General features: G+C 43.2%; 19 protein-coding genes and 5 tRNA genes. 2 read left to right on the top strand and 22 right to left on the bottom strand.

Annotated elements, in window-relative coordinates:
* Nucleotides 1-196 precede the first annotated feature (196 nt).
* Together FGM00_RS03595 and FGM00_RS03590 are read left to right on the top strand one after the other, a co-directional pair.
* Entirely contained in the window at nucleotides 197-1,786 is a 1,590-nt protein-coding gene (locus tag FGM00_RS03595) for a peptide chain release factor 3 (protein WP_138851592.1), read from the top strand.
* A gap of 254 nt (nucleotides 1,787-2,040) precedes the next feature.
* Entirely contained in the window at nucleotides 2,041-3,318 is a 1,278-nt protein-coding gene (locus FGM00_RS03590; RefSeq protein WP_138854602.1) for an NAD(P)/FAD-dependent oxidoreductase, read from the top strand.
* Nucleotides 3,319-3,420: 102 nt separating this feature from the next.
* Here the strand turns inward: FGM00_RS03590 and FGM00_RS03585 are convergent, their stop codons facing one another.
* The 22 genes from FGM00_RS03585 to FGM00_RS03480 form a co-directional block, all read right to left on the bottom strand.
* Nucleotides 3,421-3,732: a DUF3467 domain-containing protein gene (locus FGM00_RS03585; protein ID WP_138851591.1), complete on the bottom strand. Its 312-nt coding sequence runs from the start codon at nucleotides 3,730-3,732 to the stop codon at nucleotides 3,421-3,423.
* Nucleotides 3,733-3,789: 57 nt separating this feature from the next.
* Nucleotides 3,790-8,088: a DNA-directed RNA polymerase subunit beta' gene (gene rpoC / locus FGM00_RS03580; protein WP_138851590.1), complete on the bottom strand. Its 4,299-nt coding sequence runs from the start codon at nucleotides 8,086-8,088 to the stop codon at nucleotides 3,790-3,792.
* Between the two features lie 36 nt (nucleotides 8,089-8,124).
* Nucleotides 8,125-11,934 carry a DNA-directed RNA polymerase subunit beta gene (gene rpoB, locus FGM00_RS03575; RefSeq protein ID WP_138851589.1) on the bottom strand — a complete coding sequence of 1,270 codons (3,810 nt, stop codon included), beginning with the start codon at nucleotides 11,932-11,934 and terminating at the stop codon, nucleotides 8,125-8,127.
* Nucleotides 11,935-12,101: 167 nt separating this feature from the next.
* The gene (gene rplL, locus FGM00_RS03570; protein WP_138851588.1) at nucleotides 12,102-12,479 is read right to left on the bottom strand and encodes a 50S ribosomal protein L7/L12; all 378 of its coding nucleotides are present in this window, start codon (nucleotides 12,477-12,479) and stop codon (nucleotides 12,102-12,104) included.
* Nucleotides 12,480-12,533: 54 nt separating this feature from the next.
* Nucleotides 12,534-13,049 carry a 50S ribosomal protein L10 gene (gene rplJ / locus FGM00_RS03565; protein ID WP_138851587.1) on the bottom strand — a complete coding sequence of 172 codons (516 nt, stop codon included), beginning with the start codon at nucleotides 13,047-13,049 and terminating at the stop codon, nucleotides 12,534-12,536.
* 26 nt (nucleotides 13,050-13,075) lie between these two features.
* The gene (gene rplA, locus FGM00_RS03560; RefSeq protein ID WP_138851586.1) at nucleotides 13,076-13,765 is read right to left on the bottom strand and encodes a 50S ribosomal protein L1; all 690 of its coding nucleotides are present in this window, start codon (nucleotides 13,763-13,765) and stop codon (nucleotides 13,076-13,078) included.
* Nucleotides 13,766-13,785: 20 nt separating this feature from the next.
* The gene (gene rplK, locus FGM00_RS03555; protein WP_138851585.1) at nucleotides 13,786-14,223 is read right to left on the bottom strand and encodes a 50S ribosomal protein L11; all 438 of its coding nucleotides are present in this window, start codon (nucleotides 14,221-14,223) and stop codon (nucleotides 13,786-13,788) included.
* A 67-nt stretch (nucleotides 14,224-14,290) separates the two neighbouring features.
* The gene (gene nusG / locus FGM00_RS03550; protein WP_138851584.1) at nucleotides 14,291-14,842 is read right to left on the bottom strand and encodes a transcription termination/antitermination protein NusG; all 552 of its coding nucleotides are present in this window, start codon (nucleotides 14,840-14,842) and stop codon (nucleotides 14,291-14,293) included.
* 13 nt (nucleotides 14,843-14,855) lie between these two features.
* Nucleotides 14,856-15,044 (bottom strand): preprotein translocase subunit SecE, encoded by a 189-nt coding sequence (secE, locus tag FGM00_RS03545; protein ID WP_138851583.1) that lies wholly within the window; start codon nucleotides 15,042-15,044, stop codon nucleotides 14,856-14,858.
* 291 nt (nucleotides 15,045-15,335) lie between these two features.
* Nucleotides 15,336-15,408, bottom strand: a tRNA-Trp gene (locus FGM00_RS03540).
* 65 nt (nucleotides 15,409-15,473) lie between these two features.
* Entirely contained in the window at nucleotides 15,474-16,661 is a 1,188-nt protein-coding gene (gene tuf, locus FGM00_RS03535) for an elongation factor Tu (protein ID WP_138851582.1), read from the bottom strand.
* A 56-nt stretch (nucleotides 16,662-16,717) separates the two neighbouring features.
* Nucleotides 16,718-16,789: transfer RNA gene (locus tag FGM00_RS03530), tRNA-Thr, on the bottom strand.
* An 81-nt stretch (nucleotides 16,790-16,870) separates the two neighbouring features.
* A tRNA-Gly gene (locus tag FGM00_RS03525) sits at nucleotides 16,871-16,943 on the bottom strand.
* 133 nt (nucleotides 16,944-17,076) lie between these two features.
* A tRNA-Tyr gene (locus FGM00_RS03520) sits at nucleotides 17,077-17,158 on the bottom strand.
* A gap of 732 nt (nucleotides 17,159-17,890) precedes the next feature.
* Nucleotides 17,891-17,964: transfer RNA gene (locus FGM00_RS03515), tRNA-Thr, on the bottom strand.
* Nucleotides 17,965-18,061: 97 nt separating this feature from the next.
* The gene (gene hpf, locus FGM00_RS03510; RefSeq protein WP_138851581.1) at nucleotides 18,062-18,367 is read right to left on the bottom strand and encodes a ribosome hibernation-promoting factor, HPF/YfiA family; all 306 of its coding nucleotides are present in this window, start codon (nucleotides 18,365-18,367) and stop codon (nucleotides 18,062-18,064) included.
* A gap of 66 nt (nucleotides 18,368-18,433) precedes the next feature.
* On the bottom strand, nucleotides 18,434-19,321 hold the full coding sequence (locus FGM00_RS03505) for a tyrosine-type recombinase/integrase (protein ID WP_138851580.1): 888 nt from the start codon (nucleotides 19,319-19,321) through the stop codon (nucleotides 18,434-18,436).
* 149 nt (nucleotides 19,322-19,470) lie between these two features.
* On the bottom strand, nucleotides 19,471-19,665 hold the full coding sequence (gene rpsU, locus FGM00_RS03500) for a 30S ribosomal protein S21 (protein WP_138851579.1): 195 nt from the start codon (nucleotides 19,663-19,665) through the stop codon (nucleotides 19,471-19,473).
* 84 nt (nucleotides 19,666-19,749) lie between these two features.
* A complete protein-coding gene (locus FGM00_RS03495; RefSeq protein WP_138851578.1) occupies nucleotides 19,750-20,922 on the bottom strand; it encodes an acyl-CoA dehydrogenase family protein in 1,173 nt (390 codons plus the stop codon).
* 10 nt (nucleotides 20,923-20,932) lie between these two features.
* Entirely contained in the window at nucleotides 20,933-21,823 is an 891-nt protein-coding gene (locus FGM00_RS03490) for a helix-hairpin-helix domain-containing protein (RefSeq protein ID WP_138851577.1), read from the bottom strand.
* Nucleotides 21,824-21,835: 12 nt separating this feature from the next.
* A complete protein-coding gene (locus FGM00_RS03485; protein ID WP_138854601.1) occupies nucleotides 21,836-23,455 on the bottom strand; it encodes an alanine/glycine:cation symporter family protein in 1,620 nt (539 codons plus the stop codon).
* A 111-nt stretch (nucleotides 23,456-23,566) separates the two neighbouring features.
* A complete protein-coding gene (locus FGM00_RS03480; RefSeq protein WP_138851576.1) occupies nucleotides 23,567-24,574 on the bottom strand; it encodes a potassium channel family protein in 1,008 nt (335 codons plus the stop codon).

Raw genomic sequence — 24,574 nt, 5'->3', positions numbered from 1 at the left:
ATATTTAAAATTAATACATCAGTTTTAAACTATTTTTCTGTGGTTTATTCGCGATAACCTCCGCATTATTTAACGTATTTTTGTCCAAATTCATTAGACACCTTTAGAAATAATTCGATTATCGATATCCCAATCTCTATTGCTGATAATCCTCGATTTCTTCGTCTAAAACAAATTTTTCAAAACAATATTACAAATGAACTTTGCAGATCAAATCGCGAGGAGGAGGACCTTCGGAATCATATCGCACCCCGATGCCGGAAAGACCACCTTGACCGAGAAACTATTGCTTTTCGGCGGGGCCATACAAGAGGCTGGAGCTGTAAAAAACAATAAAATAAAAAAAACCGCTACTAGTGATTTTATGGAAATCGAGCGACAGCGCGGTATTTCCGTGGCAACCTCGGTACTGGCATTTATATACAGGAATAAAAAAATAAATATACTTGATACTCCCGGCCACAAAGACTTTGCCGAGGATACGTTCAGGACGCTTACAGCAGTTGATAGCGTAATCGTCGTTATCGATGTTGCTAAAGGTGTCGAGGCCCAAACCGAGAAACTTGTCGAAGTCTGCAGAATGCGAAGTATACCCATCATCGTTTTCATTAACAAAATGGACCGGGAAGGAAAAGATGCCTTTGACCTTTTAGACGAAGTGGAGCAGAAATTAGGCCTTGCCGTAACACCCTTAAGTTTTCCTATAGGGATGGGGTACGACTTCAAAGGCATCTATAACATATATGAGAAAAACATAAATCTGTTCAGTGGAAACAGCAAGAGTAATATTGAGGACACCATTGCCTTCGATGATATTCGGAACGATGCTTTGGATGGAATTATCGGTGAAAAAGCAGCCACCGAACTTCGCGACAATCTCGAGCTTGTAGAAGGTGTGTATCCAAAATTTGACCGCGAATCCTATCTGAAAGGAGAACAGCAACCCGTTTTTTTTGGTTCGGCATTGAATAATTTCGGAGTAAGGGAATTGTTGGATTGCTTTATTGAAATCGCTCCGCCACCAAAATCAAAAAAAGCGGAAGAACGTGTGGTCGAGGCAAAAGAGAAAGAACTTACAGGATTCGTTTTTAAAATACATGCCAACATGGACCCCAAACACCGTGATCGGTTGGCCTTCGTAAAAATCGTTTCGGGCACATTTGAACGCAATAAACCCTATTTGCACGTTCGGCAGGGAAAAAAATTGAAATTTTCGAGTCCCAATGCTTTTTTTGCGGAGAAGAAGGAAATCGTGGATATCTCCTATCCCGGAGATATTGTTGGCCTTCATGATACGGGTAATTTCAAAATCGGGGATACGCTAACCGAAGGTGAAGAACTGCACTACAAAGGCATACCCAGTTTCTCCCCTGAGCATTTTCGCTATATCAATAATGCCGACCCTATGAAGTCAAAACAACTTTATAAAGGTATCGACCAGTTGATGGATGAAGGTGTAGCGCAACTTTTTACGTTAGAACTGAACGGAAGAAAGGTTATCGGTACCGTTGGTGCGCTTCAATTCGAAGTGATCCAATATCGTTTGGAACATGAGTACGGGGCCAAATGCTCCTATGAGAACTTTCCGGTATACAAAGCCTGCTGGGTAGCTGCCGACGACCCTAAGAACGATGAATTTAAAGAATTCAAAAGGGTAAAGCAGAAATTTTTAGCCAAGGACAAACGAGGGAGACTAGTGTTTTTGGCCGATTCGCAATTTTCGCTTCAAATGACACAACAGAAATATCCGAGCGTAAAATTACATTTCGTTTCTGAATTCGATTAGGATACCCAGGGCTTCGATTCCTGTATTTCTCAGGCTGTTTCAAGATGGCAATGGCACATCGCATCATCGGCTATTACGTCATCAGGCCGTAAAACTTATTGTTAAGTCTGTAGATTGGTCCTCCTATATTTCCGCACCTAACTTTATCTCTTGTTTCTGTTGCACCTAACCGCTAATACCCCTAAATTTATAAGGTGAAATTGTCGGATTATCCTACCAACGCTCGACATTTTCTTGTCTACCCCGATTGGCCTATGAATATTCCAAAAACCGAAAAAAAGCGAGTAGTCATCATTGGTGGCGGCTTTGCTGGCATCTCGTTGGCAAAAAACCTAAAGGGTGCCGATATACAACTGGTTTTATTGGACCAGCATAATTACCATACGTTTCAGCCCTTGCTATATCAAGTTTCGACGAGCGGCTTGGAACCGGATTCCATCGCCTACCCCATTCGAAAAATCCTCAGAAAGTTAAGCGACTTTTACTTTCGTCTGGCAACCGTACAGCATATTGACACGGAAACGAGATGCGTCACAACCGATATCGGGAATCTTGCCTATGACTACTTGGTCCTGGCTACGGGAACCAAAACCAACTTTTTCGGCAATGAACAGATTGCAAAATATGCCTTGCCCATGAAGTTTTTACCGGATGCCCTGAACATCCGTAGTCTTATGCTTCAAAATTTTGAATATGCTGACGATTGCACCGACATGGCCGAGAGAAAGGCGCATCTTAATTTCTGTATCATAGGTGCCGGACCTACGGGCGTAGAGCTCTCAGGAGCCCTTGCCGAACTGAAGAGAAATGTCTTTCCAAAAGATTACAAGCATATGGAAATAAATGAAATGGAAATTCATTTGTTCGAAGGAGGCCCACAGGTGTTACCACCCATGAGCGATCACGCATCCAAAGAAGCCGAGAAATTTTTAAAAGAACTAGGGGTAATCGTGCATTTGAACGCCATCGCCAGCGATTATGACGGAGAACTATTAACATTGGACGATGGGGCGACCTTTCGAACCAAAAACTGCATATGGACGGCAGGGGTAACCGGAGCTTCCATAGAGGGTTTCAAAACAGACGTCATGATTGAAAAATCAAGTCGCTATGCCGTAAATCAATTCAATCAAATAAATGGATTCGATACGGTTTTCGCTATTGGCGATATCGCCCAAATGGACACTCAGGACTATCCCAAAGGACATCCTCAGGTCGCGCAGCCTGCTATTCAACAAGGGGAACATTTGGCAAAAAATATAAAGCGAATGCTTAGCGGTAAAGAGATGACACCCTTCAAGTACACGGACAAGGGTACAATGGCGACCGTTGGTCGGAACAAAGCCGTCGCGGATATCAAAAAATTCCGTTTCGGGGGATCCTTCGCCTGGCTACTGTGGATGGTCGTTCACCTTATGGCCTTAGTCGGTTTTAGGAATCGAGTCATCGTCTTTTTCAATTGGGTATACAATTACATCAACTACGATAAGGCAGCCAGATTGATCGTACGCCCCTTCAAACCAAAGACCTGATAACGTTGACAAAATAGGGTAAAGCGTCAATGCATACCTGAACTGAGGGCAAGAGGATGCAAAATAAAAAACCACTGCTTTTACAGTGGTTTAATTTTAGTTTTAAGCCTCCCCGGTAGGACCGAAATTCAACGGTATTGGAGGTTGCTCGTAATCTTTAATGGTACCATGGGCCTTTTCAAAGCGATGTACATTATCGTTCAATGCCTTTAGGAACTTCTTGGCGTGTTGCGGGGTCAAAACGATACGGCTTTTAACTTTAGCCTTTGGTGCACCGGGCATCATGCTAATAAAGTCTACCACAAATTCCGAAACGGAATGGTTGATAATGGCCAAATTGGAATAGATACCCTCCGCCATCTTTTCATCCAATTCGATATTGATCTGCTTTTGTTTGTTTTCCTTTTCTGCCATTGGCTATTACATAAAAAAACCGACCCTCGATATGAGTATATCGAGGGTCGGTCTACATTAGAATTTTAACGCCTCTTTACGCGCCATTATTTCATCGTATTCCTCTTTTGAACCGACGATAATATTCTCATAGTCACGCATACCTGTACCAGCAGGAATTCTGTGCCCTACGATAACATTTTCCTTCAAGCCTTCCAAGGTATCTACCTTACCGCTTACCGCAGCTTCGTTCAATACTTTAGTGGTCTCTTGGAACGATGCGGCAGAAATAAACGATTTCGTTTGTAGCGAGGCTCTCGTGATACCTTGTAAGATAGGAGTTGCGGTTGCCGAAACGGCATCCCTTGCTTCTACCACAGCTTTGTCACCGCGCTTGAGGATGGAATTCTCATCCCTTAGTTCCCTAGGGGTAATGATCATACCTGCCTTCAAATTCTCGGATTCCCCGGCGTCCATCACTACTTTCTTACCGAAGATATCGTCGTTCTCATTGATGAAATCATCTTTATGCACTAGTTGATTCTCCAAGAAAATAGTATCTCCTGGATCCACAATCCGTACTTTACGCATCATCTGTCGAACGACTACCTCAAAATGTTTGTCGTTGATTTTCACCCCTTGCAAACGATATACTTCCTGAACCTCGTTCACCAAATACTGTTGAACAGCAGATGGACCTTTGATTTTCAAGATGTCTTCAGGTGTAATGGAACCATCCGACAAAGGCATGCCTGCCCTTACGTAATCGTTCTCCTGCACCAAAATCTGGTTTGAGAGTTTTACAAGGTACTTCTTGATTTCACCTAATTTGGACTCAATGATGATTTCGCGGTTACCCCTTTTTATTTTTCCAAAAGAAACTACGCCATCGATTTCAGACACCACAGCCGGGTTAGATGGATTTCGCGCTTCGAACAATTCGGTAACCCTTGGAAGACCACCCGTAATATCACCTGCTTTCGCCGATTTACGTGGTATTTTCACCAAAGTTTTACCTTCCTTGATCTTATCTCCGTCATCGACCATAATGTGGGAACCGACCGGAAGGTTGTACGAACGCAACACTTCATCCTTGTTATTCATAATCAAGAGCGTAGGTATCAATTTCTTGTTACGGGATTCGGAGATTACTTTCTCCTGGAATCCGGTTTGTTCATCGATTTCTACTTGATAGGTAACACCTTGTTCGATATTCTCGTACGCTATTTTACCTGGAAACTCCGAAACGATTACACCGTTATATGGATCCCACTGACAAATCAACTCATCCTTGGCTACTTTGGCCCCGTTCTTAATGAACAATTGCGAACCATAAGGAATATTGTTCGTACTTAGCACAATGCCGGTTTTGGCATCGATCACTTTAATTTCGGAAGTTCGGGAAATAACGATTTCGGCGTTATTACCATCAGAATCCTCTCCTTTTACGGTTCGTAGATCCTCGATTTCGGCAACACCGGCGAACTTGGCTTCCAACTTACTGTCTTCGGAAATGTTTCCAGCAATACCCCCAACGTGGAACGTACGCAACGTTAACTGTGTTCCTGGCTCTCCAATGGATTGTGCAGCGACAACACCAACAGCTTCACCTCTTTGCACCATCTTATTGGTGGAAAGGTTTCGACCATAACATTGGGCACAAATACCTTTTGGTGCCTCACACGTCAATGCTGAACGCACTTCTACCTTTTCAATTGGGGAATCCGATATGCGTTTTACATCCGACTCCATGATTTCCTGACCTGCAGTCAGCAACAATTCCTCAGTCAACGGATTGTATACGTCATGTAAGGAAACCCTACCTAGAATACGGGCCCCCAAAGATTCAACGATTTCTTCGTTTTTACGCAATGCTTCGACCGTGACACCTCTAAGGGTTTCACAATCCTCGATATTAACGATTACATCTTGAGAAACATCCACCAAACGACGTGTTAGATATCCGGCATCGGCCGTTTTCAAAGCGGTATCGGCGAGACCTTTACGTGCACCGTGGGTAGAGATAAAGTATTCCAAAATCGATAGGCCCTCCTTAAAGTTGGAGAGAATCGGGTTCTCGATAATCTCACCACCTCCAGCAGTAGACTTTTTAGGCTTGGCCATCAGTCCACGCATACCGGTCAACTGGCGAATCTGCTCTTTCGAGCCCCTCGCACCAGAATCCAACATCATATACACCGAGTTGAAACCTTGTTGGTCTTCGCGAATACGTTTCATCGCCAATTCAGTCAATAGCGCGTTTGTTGATGTCCATACATCAATAACCTGATTGTATCTTTCATTATTGGTAATCAGACCCATGTTGTAATTGGTCATAATACCATCAACTTGACCGTTGGCATCGGCAATCATCTCGTGTTTCTCCTTAGGAATGATAATATCGCCAAGACTAAAGGACAATCCACCTTTAAAAGCGAATTCGTACCCCATTGTCTTTATCTTATCCAAGAATTCGGCTGTGGTAGGCACATCGGTCACCGCAAGAATATTACCGATAATATCACGCAATGATTTTTTGTTCAATACATCATTCACGTAACCGGCAGCTTCCGGCACTACTTGATTGAACAGTACCCTACCAACAGTAGTCTGAACAATTTGATTAACCAATTCTCCCTCTTCGTTAAAGTCCTTCGTTCGCACTTTAATACCAGCATTCAGCTCCAACATTCCTTCATTGAAGGCAATAACCACCTCCTCATCGGAGTAGAAAGTCAAACCTTCGCCCTTTACAGGTACCTCCTTTGTAGATTTACGCTCTTTGGTCATATAATACAGACCCAAGACCATATCCTGGGAGGGCACGGTAATCGGAGAACCATTAGCAGGGTTCAATATATTGTGCGATGCCAACATAAGCAGCTGTGCTTCCAAAATGGCCTCTGGGCCCAATGGAAGGTGCACCGCCATCTGGTCACCATCAAAATCCGCATTAAAAGCCGTACAAACCAACGGGTGCAAACGAATTGCCTTCCCTTCGATAAGTTTGGGTTGGAATGCTTGAATACCTAATCGGTGTAATGTCGGGGCCCTGTTCAATAGTACCGGGTGTCCTTTCAATACGTTTTCAAGAATATCCCAAACTACGGGTTCTTTTTTGTCTATTATTTTCTTTGCCGATTTTACCGTTTTTACGATACCTCGTTCGATCAACTTTCGAATCACGAATGGTTTGTATAATTCGGCAGCCATATCCTTTGGAAGACCGCATTCATACAGCTTCATTTCAGGACCAACGACGATTACCGAACGAGCGGAATAATCGACACGCTTTCCTAACAGGTTCTGACGGAAACGACCTTGTTTTCCCTTCAATGAATCGGAAAGGGATTTTAAAGGCCTGTTAGATTCTGTTTTTACCGCAGATGCTTTTCGAGTGTTATCGAAGAGCGAATCAACAGATTCTTGAAGCATACGCTTCTCATTTCTCAGAATAACCTCGGGTGCCTTGATTTCGACCAATCGCTTTAAACGGTTGTTTCGTATAATTACCCTTCGGTACAGATCATTTAAATCGGAGGTCGCAAAACGACCACCATCCAACGGTACCAACGGACGTAATTCCGGCGGAATAACGGGAACCACCTTCATAATCATCCATTCCGGCTTGTTCTCCCTATTTTGCTGGGATTCTCGAAGTGCCTCTACAACTTGAAGCCTTTTTAGGGCTTCCGTCTTACGTTGTTTTGAAGTTTCGGTATTCGCCTTGTGCCTTAAATCATACGACAGTTGTTTCAAATCGATTCTTCCCAAAAGATCGATCAAACATTCCGCACCCATCTTTGCGATGAATTTATTGGGATCGGTGTCTTCTAAGTATTGATTTTCCGGCGGAATCTCCTCCAAGATATTCAAGTACTCTTCTTCCGTAAGGAAATCCATCTTATTGATTTCTTCCCCTTCAGGTCCTTTGGCGATACCGGGTTGTATGACTACATAGCGTTCATAGTAGATGATCATATCGAGCTTCTTGGAAGGAAGCCCCAGAAGGTAACCGATTTTGTTCGGTAGCGAACGGAAGTACCAGATATGCGCCACAGGAACTACCAAATTGATATGCCCTACGCGATCCCTACGTACTTTCTTCTCGGTAACTTCAACGCCACAACGGTCACAAACGATACCGCGGTAACGAATACGCTTATACTTTCCACAGGCACACTCATAATCCTTGACAGGACCAAAGATACGCTCACAGAAAAGTCCGTCACGCTCAGGCTTGTGGGTTCTATAGTTAATAGTTTCAGGTTTTAAGACCTCGCCTCTTGACTCTGCCAAAATAGCTTCCGGGGAAGCCAAGCCGATCGAAATCTTGTTAAACCTTTTTTGTGGTGTATTATCGTGTATTCTAGCCATAATGTAATGGTGCTCTTAAATGTGTTGTGTGTAAAACTATTCTTCCAAACGAATGTCGAGACCCAAACCTTTCAGTTCGTGCATCAATACATTGAAAGATTCTGGTAAACCAGGTTCTGGCATGGTCTCTCCCTTAACGATGGATTCGTAGGTTTTCGCCCTACCGACCACGTCATCGGATTTAACCGTCAATATCTCTCGAAGGGTAGCGGATGCGCCATATGCCTCAAGTGCCCAAACTTCCATCTCTCCAAAACGTTGACCACCGAACTGGGCTTTACCACCCAATGGTTGTTGCGTAATCAGTGAGTATGGTCCGATAGACCTTGCATGCATCTTATCATCTACCATATGGCCCAGTTTCAGCATGTAAATTACACCAACCGTAGCGGGTTGATCAAAACGCTGTCCTGTACCACCGTCGAATAAATAGGTATGTCCGAATCTTGGAATGCCTGCCTCATCGGTAAAGCTATTGATCTGGTCTAAAGTCGCCCCATCGAAAATCGGAGTTGCGTACTTTTTGCCCAACTTCAATCCTGCCCAACCTAATACGGTCTCATAAATCTGGCCGATGTTCATACGTGAAGGTACTCCCAAAGGATTTAACACAATATCAACAGGCGTACCATCTTCCAAGAATGGCATGTCTTCCTGACGTACGATTCTAGAAACGATACCTTTGTTTCCGTGACGTCCCGCCATTTTATCCCCAACCTTCAATTTACGCTTCTTGGCGATGTAGACCTTGGCCAATTTCATGATACCGGCTGGCAATTCATCACCGACAGAAATCGTAAACTTATCCCTTCTCAAGTTCCCTTGAAGGTCATTCAGCTTAATCTTATAATTGTGCAACAAATCGGCAACCGAAGCATTCGTAGCTTTATCGGTCGTCCAGCTTCCACCCACCAAGTGGGCAAAATCATCAACGGAGTTCAGCATCTTCAAGGTGTACTTTTTACCTTTAGGCAATACTTCCTCTCCCAAATCATTAAGCACTCCTTGTGAGGTCTTACCACTAATCAGGCTTGCCAATTTTTCTACAAGGATATCCTTTAATTCCTGGAATTTCACTTCATATTCCAATTCCAAACGGTTGATGGACTCCTTATCCTCGGAACGCTTACGCTTATCCTTGATAGAACGGGAGAACAACTTTTTGTCAATAACAACACCACGTAAGGATGGGGAAGCTTTCAACGAAGCATCTTTAACATCACCAGCCTTATCACCGAAAATCGCACGAAGCAGTTTTTCTTCCGGAGTAGGATCTGATTCCCCTTTCGGCGTGATTTTTCCAATTAGGATATCGCCGGGCTTTACTTCGGCGCCTATGCGGATCATTCCGTTTTCGTCAAGGTCTTTTGTGGCCTCTTCGGAAACATTTGGAATGTCGTGTGTCAGTTCTTCAGCACCAAGTTTGGTATCCCGAACTTCAAGGGAATACTCGTCTACGTGAATAGAAGTAAAAATATCCTCACGGACTACTTTTTCGGAGATTACGATTGCATCCTCGAAGTTATACCCTTTCCACGGCATAAAGGCCACGGTAAGGTTTCTACCCAAGGCCAACTCGCCTTTTTCGGTAGCATAACCCTCACATAGGACCTGACCCTTTTTAACCTTATCGCCTTTCTTAACGATAGGTTTCAAGTTAATGCTCGTACCTTGGTTCGTTTTTCTAAACTTTACCAAATTATACGTTTTCGAATCTTCCTCGAAACTTATCAAGCGTTCAGCATCGGACCTATCGTATTTGATGGTCACCTTTTGGGCATCTACATATTCGATAACCCCATCGCCTTCCGCATTGATCAATACCCTAGAATCGGAAGCTACCTGACGTTCCAATCCGGTACCAACGATTGGCGATTGTGGTTTCAACAAGGGAACGGCCTGACGCATCATGTTCGACCCCATCAATGCTCTGTTCGCATCATCGTGCTCCAAAAATGGAATCAATGACGCAGAAATAGATGCAATCTGATTCGGGGCAACATCGGTATAGTTGATTTCTTTCGGGTCTACAACAGGGAAATCACCTTCTTCCCTTGCAATTACCTTCTCGGAATCAATGGTTCCGTTATCCTTCAACGGAATATTGGCTTGGGCGATTTTCATACCCTCCTCTTCCTCCGCACTCAAATATCCGAATTCCTTGGTATTTACTTTTCCGTTCTCTACTTTACGGTATGGCGTTTCCAAGAAGCCCATTGGGTTCACCTTGGCGAAAACGGCCAAAGAAGAAATCAGACCAATATTCGGCCCTTCCGGTGTCTCTATCGGACAAAGTCTTCCGTAGTGCGTATAATGTACATCACGTACCTCGAAACCGGCTCTTTCACGAGAAAGACCACCTGGCCCAAGGGCCGATAACCTTCTCTTGTGCGTAATCTCTGCCAACGGATTCGTTTGATCCATAAACTGAGACAGCTGGTTGGTTCCGAAGAAGGAGTTGATCACAGAGGACAAGGTCTTCGCATTGATCAAATCTATCGGCGTAAACACCTCATTATCACGAACGTTCATACGCTCACGAATGGTTCTCGCCATACGGGCAAGACCGACACCGAACTGAGAAGATAATTGTTCCCCTACCGTACGTACACGTCTGTTGGATAAGTGATCGATATCATCTATTTCGGCCTTTGAGTTGATCAACTCGATCAAATACTTGATGATGGTAATAATATCTTCCTTGGTCAGGACCTGCTTGTCCATTCCGATATCCAACTGTAATTTCTTGTTCATTCGATAACGACCCACCTCACCTAAGTTGTAACGTTGATCGGAGAAGAACAATTTATCAATGATGCCTCGAGCGGTCTCCTCATCGGGCGGCTCGGCATTACGAAGTTGTCTATAAATATGTTCTACCGCTTCCTTTTCGGAGTTGGTAGGATCTTTTTGTAGGGTGTTATGAATAATGGCATAGTCGCTCTGTGCATTATTCTCTTTGTGCAAAAGAATGGTTTTCACGTCGGCTTCCATGATCTGGGCTATGTGTTCCTTGTCCAAAACCGTATCACGATCCAATACGATTTCGTTACGCTCAATGGAAACCACTTCCCCAGTATCCTCATCCACAAAATCTTCATGCCAGGTGTTCAATACACGGGCGGCCAGTTTACGGCCCATTACTTTTTTGAGACCTGCATTAGAAACCTTGACTTCCTCCGAAAGGTCGAATATCTCAAGAATATCCTTGTCCCTTTCAAAGCCAATAGCTCTAAAGAGAGTTGTTACAGGTAATTTTTTCTTCCTATCGATATACGCATACATTACGCCGTTGATATCGGTAGCGAATTCAATCCATGAACCTTTAAATGGAATGACCCTTGCTGAATACAGCTTGGTACCATTAGCATGGAAAGACTGTCCGAAGAATACACCAGGAGAACGGTGCAACTGCGAAACCACGACTCGCTCGGCCCCGTTTATAACGAAAGTACCGCTTGGCGTCATGTAAGGAATAGTTCCTAAATATACGTCTTGCACAATGGTCTCGAAATCTTCATGCTCCTCATCGGTACAATACAATTTCAACCTTGCCTTTAGTGGAACGCTATAGGTAAGACCACGCTCGATACATTCCTGGATGGAATATCTTGGTGGATCTATAAAATAATCGAGAAACTCCAAAACGAACTGATTACGTGTGTCCGTTATCGGGAAGTTTTCCATAAAGGTGTTGTACAATCCTTCATTGCCCCTTTCGTCAGATTTGGTCTCAAGTTGAAAAAAATCTTGAAACGATTTAATCTGAATGTCCAAGAAATCCGGGTATTCCGGAGTGTTCTTAGCGGATGCAAAATTTATTCTCTCAGTCTGTTGTTTTAACATCTACGGATAAAATTTTGATCGTGAATAGTAATTGGGTGGTATATACCGTTATATACTGTATGACAACTTGGTCGTTACATACGATTAGCCAAGTTTATAAAATGGTTTAGGTCTAGCCCCGCCAGAAGCGAGGAAAGACCTAAAACCTAGTGCTATAGCCGTTGCCCTTATTTAAGTTCAACCTCTGCTCCAGCTTCTTCTAAAGATTTTTTGATACCTTCCGCTTCGTCTTTAGCAACCCCTTCCTTAACGGCTTTTGGCGCGCTATCAACGATGTCCTTAGCATCTTTCAAACCTAAACCGGTCAATTCCTTAACCAATTTAACCACTGCCAATTTAGAACCACCGGCCGCTTTCAAAATCACGTCGAATTCCGATTGCTCTTCAACGGCTTCACCAGCATCACCACCACCACCGGCGGCAACGGCTACTGCTGCTGCTGCAGGCTCGATACCATATTCTTCTTTTAATATACCAGCTAAATCGTTAACCTCTTTTACGGTTAAATTAACTAACTGCTCTGCGAATTCTTTTAAATCTGCCATTTTTCTATCGTTTAATAAAATTTTAAAATATAATTGTTGTTTAGTGCGTACTTGTTATCTTTCTGATAAGGTTTTGAGGATACCGGCCAATTTGCCACCACCGGATTTCAATCCGGAAATAACATTTTTAGCAGGAGATTGCAACAGTCCGATAATCTCACCGATCATTTCTTCCTTCGATTTGATGCTTACCAGCGTATCTAATTGATTATCGCCAATATAAACTGCTTCCTCTATAAATGCTCCCTTCAACAAGGGCCTATCAGACTTCTTACGAAAATTTTTGATCACTTTCGCGGGAGCATTGGCTACTTCTGAGAACATCAGGGAAGTATTTCCCTTAAGCACCTCAGGTAATTCGCCAAACTCCTTTTCCGAAGCTTCCATTGCTTTTGCAAGCAAGGTATTCTTAACCACGGCCAGTTTAATATCCGCCTTGAAACACGCTCTTCTCAAAGCTGATGTTGTGCCGGCATCCAAACCGGAGATATCGGCCAAATAAATGGTCGCACTATCTCCTAACTGTGTAGTTAAATCTTGTATTACGTTTGCTTTTTCTTTTCTTGTCATACTAAAAATTTTGAACTACCAGTTCGTTAAACTGTTTTAGGGTCAACTTGAAGACTAGGGCTCATCGTGCTTGACATGAAAATGGATTTCATATACACACCTTTAGAGGCCGCAGGCTTCAATTTATTCAACGTATCCAAAAGTTCTTTGGCATTTCCTGCGATTTTATCAGGAGAGAAAGAAACTTTCCCGATGGCCGCATGTACGATACCCGTTTTGTCTACCTTAAAATCTATTTTACCCGCCTTTACCTCAGATACTGCCTTGGCAACATCCATAGTAACGGTTCCTGTTTTTGGATTGGGCATCAAACCTCTCGGTCCCAAAACACGTCCTAAAGGACCCAGTTTTCCCATGACGCTGGGCATGGTGATGATGACATCAACATCAGTCCAACCGCCTTTTATCTTATCCAAATACTCATCCAATCCGACATAATCGGCTCCTGCTTCGGCCGCTTCGGCTTCTTTGTCCGGGGTAACCAAGGCCAAAACCTTTACATCCTTACCGGTACCGTGGGGTAAAGTTACCACACCCCGCACCATTTGATTGGCTTTCTTAGGATCAACACCCAAACGAACTGCTAAATCGACAGATGCATCGAACTTTGCTTTGGTGATCTCTTTTACTAAAACAGATGCCTCATCTACAGAATAGAGTTTGTCTTGCTCTATCATCGCATAGGCCTCTTTTTGGTTCTTTGTTAATTTTGCCATTTAAATTGCTTTATAAGATTTTAAAAAGGACGTTTTCCGGCTACTTTCATACCCATTGAACGCGCTGTTCCAGCGACCATGCTCATAGCCGACTCGATTGTAAACGCATTAAGGTCTACCATTTTGTCTTCGGCTATCGCCTTAATCTGATCCCAGGATACGCTACCTAGTTTTATTCGGTTAGGTTCGCCTGATCCTTTTTTAATCTTAGCTGCTTCCATCAATTGAACTGCCGCTGGCGGTGTTTTGATGACAAAGTCGAACGACTTGTCTTTGTACACGGTGATAACAACAGGTAGAACTTTACCTGGTTTGTCTTGGGTTCTGGCATTAAACTGCTTACAGAACTCCATGATGTTAACGCCGGCAGCACCTAAGGCGGGTCCAACCGGCGGCGATGGATTCGCTGCACCTCCCCTAACTTGTAGCTTAACTACTTTACCTACTTCTTTTGCCATTGTTTAAATTTAAATTGAAGTTATGCCAATTGGAAGCAACACAACTTTATCTATGTAACACTTGATACTAAACTTTTTCTACTTGCATATAGCTGAGTTCCAATGGGGTCTTTCTTCCGAAAATCTTTACCATTACCTCTAGCTTACGTTTTTCTTCATTAATTTTTTCAACGGTACCGTTGAATCCGTTGAAAGGTCCGTCGATAACTTTTACCGTTTCGCCGAAGACGAAAGGTATGGCCACACTGTCAGTGTTAATCGCCAATTCGTCTACCTTACCGAGCATTCTATTCACTTCTGATTTTCTTAAAGGCACGGGGTCTCCACCCTTCGTTTCACCTAAGAAACCGATCACATTGGTTATAGATCTGATGATATGAATCATCTCTCCTGCCAAATTGGCCTTGACCATAATGTAACCTGGAAAATAAACACGCTCTTTATTTATTTTTTTTCCTTTTCGTATCTGCACCACCTTTTCGGTCGGCACCAATACTTCTTCCAAATAATCGGAAAAGCCATGGCGTTCTACCTCGCTTTCAATATAGCCTTTGATTTTATTCTCTTGGCCGCTAACCGCTCGAACCACATACCATTTCTTATCCAATACCTCTGACATAATATGTTCTAAATTAGTTTAAGATGTTGTCGAAATAAAAACGAATCACCTTGCTTAACAAGCTATCCACACCCCATGTCGCCAAAGCGAACAATATCGAAAAAACGGCTACAACGACCATCAAGTTCGACGATTCTGCCTTTGGAGGCAAAGAAACATTGTTCTTCAGCTCTTCAATTGATTCTTTAATATAGGTCAACATGATATGTCTTTTCTTTTGTTAGTCAAGAATGTTTCGACGTCGTCAATAAAGGTTTAGTTAAAAACACTCCTATTTTGCACAACTTATCCCAAAACCCCAGGATTAGAAACACATTTGTTTTTCAAAGCTCAGCACAGGAGGAGCGACTTCCCTCGACTGCGCTCGGGATATCCCGAAACTTCAGGACTCGTCTCACAAACCGTACTCATTCGTTTAGCACGGGAGGAGAGACTTCCCTCGACTGCGCTCGGGATAAACTTCTTGTCTCACAAACCGTACTCATTCATTTAGCACGGGAGGAGAGACTCGAACTCCCGACACCTGGTTTTGGAGACCAGTGCTCTACCAACTGAGCTACACCCGTTTATATTTACATCGAAAGGTATCCGCCTGACGGCGGACACCTTAGATGTAATATCAATTATACTCTTAATCTAAAATCTTGGTAACCTGTCCGGCACCTACTGTTCTACCACCCTCACGGATAGCGAAACGTAGACCATTGCTCAATGCGATGGGCGATAGCAATTCAACCGTAATCGTAAGGTTGTCACCAGGCATCACCATCTCAACACCACTAGGCAAGTTGATTGTTCCGGTAACATCGGTGGTCCTTACGTAGAACTGTGGACGGTAGTTATTGTGGAAAGGTGTATGACGACCACCTTCTTCTTTCTTAAGGATATAAACCTCTGCTTCAAATTTAGCATGTGGCTTCACGGAACCTGGCTTACAGATTACCATTCCACGGCTAATTTGGGATTTTTCAATACCTCTTAACAAGATACCAACGTTATCACCAGCCTCACCTCTATCCAAAATCTTACGGAACATTTCAACACCTGTTACCGTAGAAGACAATTTTTCGGCACCCATTCCAATAATATCCACCGCATCACCTGTATTGGCAACACCGGTTTCGATACGACCAGTAGCAACAGTACCACGACCTGTAATCGTAAATACATCTTCAACCGGCATTAAGAAATCTTTATCGATATCCCTTTTTGGAAGCTCAATCCATTCATCAACAGCAGCCATTAATTCCATGACCGTGTCGACCCATTTCTGCTCCCCGTTCAAAGCACCTAATGCCGAACCTGCAATGACCGGTCCGTTATCACCATCATATTCGTAGAAAGAAAGCAATTCACGTACTTCCATCTCAACCAATTCCAAAAGTTCTTCGTCATCAACCATGTCAACCTTATTCATGAAGACAACAATTCTTGGAATACCAACCTGACGACCTAAAAGGATGTGCTCACGAGTTTGTGGCATAGGACCATCGGTAGCGGCAACAACAAGTATAGCGCCATCCATCTGGGCGGCACCAGTTACCATGTTCTTTACGTAATCCGCGTGACCAGGACAGTCAACGTGTGCGTAGTGACGATTGGCAGTTTGATACTCAACATGAGATGTGTTGATCGTAATACCTCTTTCCTTCTCTTCAGGAGCGTTATCAATTGAGTCGAAACTCCTTTTTTCCGAAAGACCTGCATTTGCCAATACTTCCGTAATAGCCGCAGTTAATGTTGTTTTACCGTGATCTACGTGTCCAATAGTACCAATATTTAAGTGCGGTTTGGAACGATCAAAAGTTTCCTTTGCCATGTTTAATGAATTTTAATCTTAGTTTATATTAGTGTGTACAATTAATGTCTTCTTAGAGCCAACGACGAGATTTGAACTCGTGACCTCTTCCTTACCAAGGAAACGCTCTACCCCTGAGCTACGCCGGCTTTTTAGGTTTCAGGTTCAAGGTTTGGATGTTCAAGGTTTTTCCCCTCGAATTATAAACCGTAAACGCTAACTCAGTATTGAGCGGGAGACCGGGTTCGAACCGGCGACATTCAGCTTGGAAGGCTGACGCTCTACCAACTGAGCTACTCCCGCAATTAAATTTTGAATCCAACTCTGGAATTCAAAACTCAAATAAATTGTGGGGAGAGCAGTCCCGAAGCGTCGGGAGAACCTGCGAAGGCCTCCACCAGCTGTCTGATATGACTCACCACAATTTAATTTAAAGTGGGGAGAGCAGGATTCGAACCTGCGAAGACGTAGTCAGCAGATTTACAGTCTGCCCTCGTTGGCCGCTTGAGTATCTCCCCAATTTGGTATTACAATATTTTAATGAACTTCTTCGCTCAATACTATTCCCACGATAATCGCTGGGTCTTCGGGAGAGCAGCCCCGAAGCTTCGGGGGAACCTGCGAAGACGTAGTCAGCAGATTTATCCGCCTCAGGCGGACCCTCGTTGGCCGCTTGAGTATCTCCCCAATTTGGTATTACAATATTTTAATGAACTTCTTCGCTCAATACTATTCCCACGATAATCGCTGGGTCTTCGGGAGAGCAGCCCCGAAGCTTCGGGGGAACCTGCCAAGACATAGTCAGCAGATTTATCCGCCCCAGGCGGACCATCGTTGGCCGCTTGAGTATCTCCCCAATTTGGTAATTCAATATTTTAATGAACTTCTTCGCTCAATACTATTCCCACGATAATCGCTGGGTCTTCGGGAGAGCAGCCCCGAAGCTTCGGGGGAACCTGCCAAGACATAGTCAGCAGATTTATCCGCCCCAGGCGGACCCTCGTTGGCCGCTTGAGTATCTCCCCAATTTGGTAATTCAATATTTTAATGAACGCTTGTTCGTACAATCCTAAATATCGATCGACATTTAATTTTAAACAGTCTTCTACAAAACTGATTAACACGAACTTTCTTTCAGTATTTGAACGAACAAAGGAAGTGCTCCCTTTTCATTCGGGACGAACCTCTTGGCCCTCCATCAATTCAGTAATTTAAAAACCTAGAAAAGATCAAACTTTTCCATGTTTTTGAGCCGATAGAGGGACTCGAACCCACGACCTGCTGATTACAAATCAGCTGCTCTAGCCAGCTGAGCTACATCGGCGTTTTGCACTTTTTTACGCATAAAAAAGTCCGCTATTTCTAACGGACTGCAAATGTAGATATTTATTTGTTTAATCAAAACTATTTTCTGGAAATTTTTATGACACCTGAAGTCTTAGTTTTTCCTTTCTTTTAATGAGCCTTCGCTCCAAGGAACTACAAGCGGAATCTATTGCTTCCTCAAATGATTTGCACTGTTTTTTAACCATAAAATTATCCTTTGGGACGTTTACTTTGATCTCAACGATTTTATTTTCTTTCCCGCTAGTTTTTTGCACCTTAAGATACACGTCAGAGCTAATCACTCTATCATAATATTGCTCCATCTTACTCATTCTGTTTTCAAGAAAATTCATCAACGAAGCCTCTGCGTTGAAATTTACCGTTTGTGTGTTTATTTGCATAGTCGTTTTAGGATTAGGTTAGACATAGCGACAAAGTGAATATCGCCTTTAATACTGGGAGTCTTTTTACTTGCTCCGTGGATGAGCGGCCGAATGCACCTTCTTTAGTTCGGCTATACTATTGTGCGTGTACACTTGCGTAGATGCCAAACTGGAATGGCCCAACAACTCCTTCACCGAATTTAGGTCCGCCCCTTGGTTAAGCAAATGGGTCGCAAAGGTATGTCGGAGAATGTGCGGACTCTTTTTCACCTTCGACGACACTCTTCCAAGATACTTATTTATAACTCTATAGACAAGTGTTTCGTAGATTTTGTGACCCGATTTCAACAAAAACACATGCTGTTCATCATGTTGATCTTCAAGCAGCTCGCGTTCCTTAAAGTAGGCTTTTAGCAATGCGACAGTCGATGGCAGCAAAGGTACTATTCGTTCTTTATTGCGCTTGCCCAACACTTTCATTGTTTTTGAATGTAGATCTATCGCCTGGGTTTTTAGATTGATGAGCTCTGCGCGACGAATTCCCGTTGCATACAGCAATTCTACCATCAATTTGTCACGAGCGCCCTCAAAACCCTCGTCATACGCGATTTGGGAAAGCACATTTTGCATCTCGGTTTCCGAGAAGGGAATCTCGATTTTTTTTGAGGTTTTCAGCGCCTTATGCTTTGCTAGCGGGTTCACTTTAATATCACCAACGCGAAGCAAAAACTTATAATATGCTTTTAAAGACGCAATTTTCCGATTTGTGGAACGGTTGCTGATTCCGGAATCGACCAATTGAACAATCCAACTGCGAATCAATGTATAGCCAACCTTTTCTATCGACTCGACTTCATATTCTTTTGCACAGAACTCGGCAAAGGCTTCAATATCTTTCCTGTAAGCCTTCACTGTATGCTCTGAATAGTTTTTCTCTAAAGAGAGATAAGAAAGAAAGGGTTCTGCCGCCATACCGTAAAGTTACTAAGTTTAACGTAAAAATAGATTTAGAGACGACGCGGCAATTAGCGACTAATAAGAACCCCGACCTAGAGTGGGAAATAAAAAAATCCCATTCGTCTATCGACAAATGGGATTTCCTATATTTTCAAAAGGAACGTTTAGATTTCCTCTCTATCTCTTAGTCCTTGAATGTATTGTGCTTTTTGAATCTGCGCTCTACGTTCTACTGAAGGTTTTGTAAATGCCTGCCGCTTACGCAACGATCGCATTGTACCTGTTTTGTCGAACTTTCGCTTGAAGCGCTTTAAAGCTCTATCGATGTTTTCTCCTTCTTTAATTGGTATTATTAACATGGGCTACAACCTCCTTTCTTTAGTGATTAAGGCTGCAAAGATAACAACTTATTCACAACCGGCAACCTATTTCGGAAATAAATGCTAACTATCCGATGGTGCTTTGTATTCTTTTTTATCGATAACGATCTTGGCGATGATTTCCCGCAAAATTTCAGAGGTGCCTCCGCCGATAGGCCCCAACCTACTATCACGCAGTAAGCGCGCCATTGGGTAATCCTCGATGTAACCGTAACCCCCTAAAAACTGAAGGCATTCGTGCGCCACTTCATCGGCCATTTTGGTCGATTTCAACTTAGAGATGGTGGCTTCGCGCACCACGTAGTCACCCTTATCCAGTCGGTAGGCAATCGAATAGTTGTATTGCTTGCACATATCCATATCGGCATGCAGGTCGGCGATACGATGTCGTAAAGCTTGATACTGATTGATAGGCTTGCCGAAAGTTTCCCTTTCCGACATGTACTGTAGGGCGTACTCCAAAGCGTACTCCGCCCTGGCATGACCATTAATACCCATTATCAAGCGTTCCAAAGCAAAGGCCTCCATAATAAAAGTGAATCCCTTACCTTCTTCCCCCATCAAATTCTGAGCTGGTACGATTACATTATCAAAAGCCAGTTCCGCGGTGTCGGAAGCCCGCCAACCCAACTTATTGAGCTTATTGGCCGAAACACCCTCGCTTTTCAGGTCTACAATCAATATACTGATGCCCTTGTTGCCCGCAGCAGGATCCGTCTTGGCGGCAAGGATAATATAGTCGCCGTACACCCCATTGGTGATGAAGGTTTTAGATCCGTTCACCACGTAGGTGTCGCCTTTCTTTATCGCTGTGGTTCGCATTGCTGCTACATCGCTCCCCCCAAAGGGTTCGGAAACACCAAGACAACCTATCATCTCCCCGTTTATACTAGGCGTTAAATAGGCCTTTTTTTGGTCAGGATTGCCATTTTTATTCAAATGCGTCATCGCGAGGTAAGCGTGCGCCCAAATAGCCGCGGCAAAACCGCCTGAATTTATTTTTTGGAGTTCCTCTAAAAGGATTACGGTGTAGAACATGTCCAACCCCAAACCACCGTCAGCTTCTGGAACGGCCAAACCGAAATACCCCATCTCACCGAACTTTTCCCAAATGAAACGTTCGATAATTCCTTCATCTTCCCATTTTTCGATATGTGGAACAACTTCCTTCTTTAGAAAATCTTTTAGACTTTCACGAAATAAATGATGCTCTTCAGTGAAGTACATACTTTGCATAGCGTTTTTTTTAAAGCGACAAATATAACTCTATTCTTTCGAACCTCCCTTCAGGAAAACCATCAAGGCTTTTTAGCTCGGTTAATGAAATAATCGTATTAAACTTACGATACTCAATAATAGAATTTGCAAATTTATCATTGATATACAGTATGTTACGCAATTCATTATACGACGCCCAAGTTACGCTTATTTTTTTGATTTCTGGCGGAACAATTACCTTAAAATGTGCTAATGTTCTCTTTGCAACATCCGGTTCCAGCCCGTAAACATCATACAATTGCTCATCTATTAAGAACCCGCCTAACCGGTCCCGAAATTTGACGATCCTGGCTGAAAGTACTTCCCCAATTCCATTGATTTTTTTCAATTCTTCCGCAGTGACCAAATTTAGGTCGCCAACGCTAGACCCTGATACACCTTTATGAACAGAACTACTGCGGTCAACTTTGGATTCTTCATCATTCGCTAGAGATGGTTTGTTTTTTCTGGTCCACTCCGGAAACTTAAAAAAAGGAGAAATAACCCCCAGTAGCGAATCCGGAACTTCGGTAACCTTTTGAAATTCCTCAATGGAATTTACAAATTTGTTTTTGGCACGATAGGCATGTAACCTATCGATTTCCGCCACTGACATTCCCAAGGTATAGCCTTTGTAATCCGTTATGAAGTTGGGATTGAACGGATACATTTTTTGGATATCCTTCGCTGCCGAACTGGCTTTTAAAATGTCAATCTGGGTTTGGGTTTCTGAATCGACGGTCAGCGATTCCTTATCTTCCAGCGGAAAATATTGAAATGCAAAGTATCCTATTTGAAGTAATACAATGATCGATAGCAAAAAGAAAATCCCACTTCGTTCCTGTTTAGTGAACTTGAAGTGGGATTTGAATCTTTTCAATTTTCCTGTGCTTTAATAAACCTTTTTGATAGCGTCAACATATCGATCAAGGCTCTTTCTAACTTTTGGAAATAGAATCAACAGTCCGATCATATTCGGGAACACCAAGGCCAAAATCATGGCATCTGAAAATTTGATTACCGCATCCAAAGTCGCAGCTGCCCCTATAACCACGAATAAAAGGAAAAGAACCTTGTACATAATATCTGCCGCCTTACCTCTACCGAATAAGAATTTCCACGACTGAAGGCCGTAGTATGACCAAGAAATCATGGTCGAGAATGCGAACATAATAATGGCAATGGTCAAAACATATCGGAACCCCGGGATGACCGAATCATAGGCCATCGAAGTCAAATCAACCCCACCTACATAATTCCCGGTCTCGTTGATTAAAACAGTACTTCCTACCCCGTTTCCGTAATCGAATGCCCCAGCATCCATATTGAAGAAAATAATGACCAAGGCGGTCATGGTACAAATAACGACCGTATCGATAAAAGGCTCTAATAAGGCCACGATACCCTCACTTGCGGGGTACCTTGTTTTCACCGCAGAGTGGGCAATTGCTGCGGAACCCGCTCCAGCTTCATTTGAAAATGCAGCTCGTTGAAAGCCTACGATAATCACTCCAATAAAACCACCAAGTGCAGCATCGGGCGAAAATGCCCCGGAAAAGATAAGTCCGAAAGCGTCTCCAACATACTTAATGTTCGCAAAAATGATAATCAACGAAGCCAGAACATAAATACCGGCCATAAAAGGAACTATTTTCTCGGTGACGCTTGCTATTTTCTTGATACCACCAATGATTACTATTCCTACTAAAATTGCCAAAATAATACCAATGATGACACCAGTAGCACCCCCTTCAAGACCGAACATGGTCGTGAGTTGTACTGCAGCTTGATTGGACTGAAAGGCGTTGCCTCCTCCGAAGGATGCGCCCACACAAAGTACGGCGAAAATCACTGCCAAAATTTTACCGAGAATTTTCATGTTATTCTCGTTAAGCCCTTTGGAAAGGTAATACATCGGCCCCCCATACACGGTCCCGTCCGGACCAACGTCACGGTACTTGACCCCAAGTGTACACTCTACGAATTTTGTCGACATTCCTATCAAGCCACAAACGATCATCCAAAAAGTGGCACCAGGACCACCAAGCGCAATCGCTACTGCAACACCAGCGATATTACCTAAACCTACGGTACCGGACACTGCTGTTGCCAAGGCTTGAAAATGACTTACCTCCCCTTCTTCGCTTTCATCGCGAATCGTGTCGGGAATATCGCCATCTTCGGTCATATGTTGCTCTACCTTCTCAAGCCCATATTTTTCGATTTCTTCGTATTTCCCTCGTACGACGTTAATCGCCAGTGGAAACTTCGAAATACCTGGAAACTTAAAATAAATGGTGAAAAAAGTGGCGCCCAGAATCAATAAAATCAATACGATGGGAATGTCGTAGCCTGCTATGGGAATGGATGTTAAAACGGTGTTTTCCCACCACGTAGCGAAGGGCATAAATGCATCGTTTACTTTTTCGTCAAGACCTTTTTCGGTGGTTTCCTGTGCGGTGGTAAGAATGGGAGAAATTAGGGTAGCAATCAGTAGAAGTTTATACTTCATCATATCGGTTTTGGTTTAGTTTACGAGCCTGCCCGCCGTCATGACAGGTTTGTTAGCTGCACAATATCATAAAAATTAACATTACAATCAAATTAATGGTTCACATTAACTTTAGGCAATGTGAAACATTTCATTCAGTTTACGAATTTGCTCGGGTCTGCCCAGGACGATGACCTTGCTTTTGGGTTGTAATTGTAAATCGGCTTCGGGATTGATGATATACTCTCCATCGGGGGCTATATAGCCTATGATGGTACAGCCGGTTCGTTTTCTTAAATCCAGATCTCGTAAGGAGTTACAATCCACTTGGTCCCTAAAGTCCTCTATGGGTACCTCCTCAAGATTAGTCGTATGCTCTCCTTCGGTACCCAATTTGTCCATAAATGTTATCAAATCTGGCATGACCACTAACGATGCCATATGATCCCCGCCGATCTTGTCCGGCATGATGACCTTGTTCGCACCAGCTAGTAGCAATTTTTTTTGTGATGTTACCAAAGAGGCTCTACTGATAATGAATAATTTAACATTCAATTGTCGCGCCGAGAGCACTACAAAAAGATTCGCAGCATCATCGGGCAATGCACAGATTAAATAGTGGGCTTGTTCAATGCCCGCCTCTCTTAATACTTCATCATCATTGGCATCGCCCTCGACAAAAAGTACTTCTTGCTCATATCGCTCGATAATCTCCTTATCCCGTTCAACCACGACAAAGGGTTTTTTGTAAGCGTTCAAACGCTCTGACGCCTGCATCCCGTTTCTCCCATACCCGCAAAGTATCACGTGCTCAGATAGATTTTTGATTTTATTTTTCACCCTCTTCTTTTTTAAAAGTTGCATGGAATTTCGGCTCAATATATATTCTGAAATTACCGAAATCGCGAAGCCCAATATAAAAACACTGCATAAAATTAAAAGTACGGTAAAAATCTGTGCGCCCGTATCAAGAGGGCGCACTTCCTTAAAACCGACAGTGGCCATGGTAATCACAGTCATATAAAGCGCCTCGACCCAAGTGTATTCAGCAATAAATCGATATCCCAAAACTCCGAACAACAGCACTGCAAGGAGCAGGGCCAATGCAAGATAGATTTTAGAACGGGAAAGTTGCAACAT

Origin of the sequence: Aggregatimonas sangjinii, assembly GCF_005943945.1 — a bacterium.
Taxonomy (GTDB): domain Bacteria; phylum Bacteroidota; class Bacteroidia; order Flavobacteriales; family Flavobacteriaceae; genus Pelagihabitans; species Pelagihabitans sangjinii.
Note: the sequence above shows the minus strand (reverse complement) of the source record. Positions and strands in the feature narration are given on the sequence as shown.